Source organism: Pseudomonas sp. GM24 (genome assembly GCF_000282235.1).
Classification (GTDB): Bacteria; Pseudomonadota; Gammaproteobacteria; order Pseudomonadales; family Pseudomonadaceae; genus Aquipseudomonas.
Genome location: NZ_AKJR01000371.1, coordinates 1 through 1,634 on the forward strand (window position 1 = coordinate 1; position 1,634 = coordinate 1,634).

A 1,634-nucleotide genomic window follows, 5' to 3' on the forward strand; every position below is an offset into this window, starting at 1 on the left:
TGTCGCAGCTGAAATCGATCCCCCTCACCCCAGCCCTCTCCCCCATGGGGGCGAGGGGGAAAGGGAGCAGATCTTCATGCAGTTCAAAATCTCAACCCAGCTCGGTCACTTGCTGAGAAACTCGGCTACTTTCTGCGCGGCGCTGGCCAAATGCTGTTCATGGGTAAACCCGGAAACCTTAAGCGGCTTCAAATCATGATCGCCGGCAGCTAACCACGCCACCTCAATACTCGGTGACAAGGTGTAAGCCTCGACAGCCTCCCGATTGCCGAGCGCATCCCGCTCGCCTTGCACAATCAACGTCCGAGTCTGCAAAGAAGCCAAATGCTCAACCCGAGGCTTCTCCGGCTTCCCCACTGCATAAAACGGATATCCCAGACACACCAGCGCATCAGCCCCCAACTCATCAGCAAGCAGACTCGCCATCCGCCCACCCATCGACTTCCCGCCAATGGCCAAAACCCCAGCGACATGACGCCGCACCTCGGCATACACCTCACGCCAACATTCCTGCAGTTTCGCAGCAGGATTCGGCGGCCGCTTCACCCCATCCACCCGCCGCTGCGCCATATACGCAAACTCAAACCGCAACACATTCACCCCAAGCCCGGCAAGGCGCCCAGCCATATCGTTCATCCAGTCACTGTCCATCGGCGCCCCCGCCCCATGCGCCAGGATCAACGTCGCAGAAACTTCACCATTGGCGGCATCCCAAAGCCACCCATGATCACGCACGCACTGCGCCCATTGATCCCCGTCAATACTGGCCTTGTGCTGTTTGTCCATGCTTGCCTCGCTTTTAGTCTGCCTATAACTCCAGACGAAGGATTCGCCGCGTGTTGTGCGCGCGCTCACTTCGGCTGAACCGTGGATGGGGAACCATGAACACTTCTATCAGTACCGCCTACAACTACAAGGTGGTCCGCCAATTCGCCATTATGACGGTGGTGTGGGGCATCGTCGGCATGGGCCTCGGGGTTTTTCTCGCGGCCCAATTGGTCTGGCCCGAACTCAACTTCAATTTGCCCTGGACCAGTTTCGGCCGTCTGCGCCCGCTGCACACCAACGCGGTGATCTTCGCGTTCGGTGGCTGTGCGCTGTTCGCCAGTTCGTTCTACTCGGTGCAACGCACCTGCCAGACCCAGTTGTTTGCACCAAAAATCGCCGCGTTCTGCTTCTGGGGCTGGCAGTTGGTGATCCTGCTGGCGGCGATCAGCCTGCCACTGGGTTACACCAGTTCCAAGGAATACGCTGAGCTGGAATGGCCGATCGACATTCTGATCACCATCGTCTGGGTCACCTACGCCATCGTGTTCTTCGGCACGATCATGCAGCGCAAGACCAAGCACATTTATGTGGGCAACTGGTTCTTCGGCGCGTTCATCATCACCGTGGCGATTCTGCACATCGTCAACAACCTTGAGTTGCCGGTGAGTTTCACCAAGTCGTACTCGGTGTACGCCGGTGCAACCGACGCGATGGTGCAATGGTGGTACGGCCACAACGCCGTAGGCTTTTTCCTCACCGCCGGTTTCCTCGGGATGATGTACTACTTCGTGCCGAAACAGGCCGAGCGTCCGGTGTATTCGTATCGCCTGTCGATCGTGCATTTCTGGGCACTTATCACCCTGTAC

The 1,634-nt window shown here is 58.0% G+C and carries 2 protein-coding genes; one reads left to right on the forward strand and one right to left on the reverse strand.

Going from position 1 to position 1,634, the window contains the following annotated elements; translation table 11 throughout:
• Positions 1–105 precede the first annotated feature (105 nt).
• Positions 106–786 (reverse strand): alpha/beta family hydrolase, encoded by a 681-nt coding sequence (locus PMI23_RS28440; RefSeq protein ID WP_007917148.1) that lies wholly within the window; start codon positions 784–786, stop codon positions 106–108.
• A 95-nt stretch (positions 787–881) separates the two neighbouring features.
• Between PMI23_RS28440 and PMI23_RS28445 the strand changes: the two genes are divergently transcribed.
• A partial coding sequence (locus tag PMI23_RS28445) for a cbb3-type cytochrome c oxidase subunit I (RefSeq protein ID WP_007950328.1) occupies positions 882–1,634 on the forward strand: 753 nt, incomplete at its 3' end.

Excerpts from the sequence above, each read along its gene's own strand:
- PMI23_RS28440 (WP_007917148.1), bottom strand. The coding sequence starts at position 786 with ATGGACAAACAGCACAAGGCCAGTATTGACGGGGATCAATGGGCGCAG.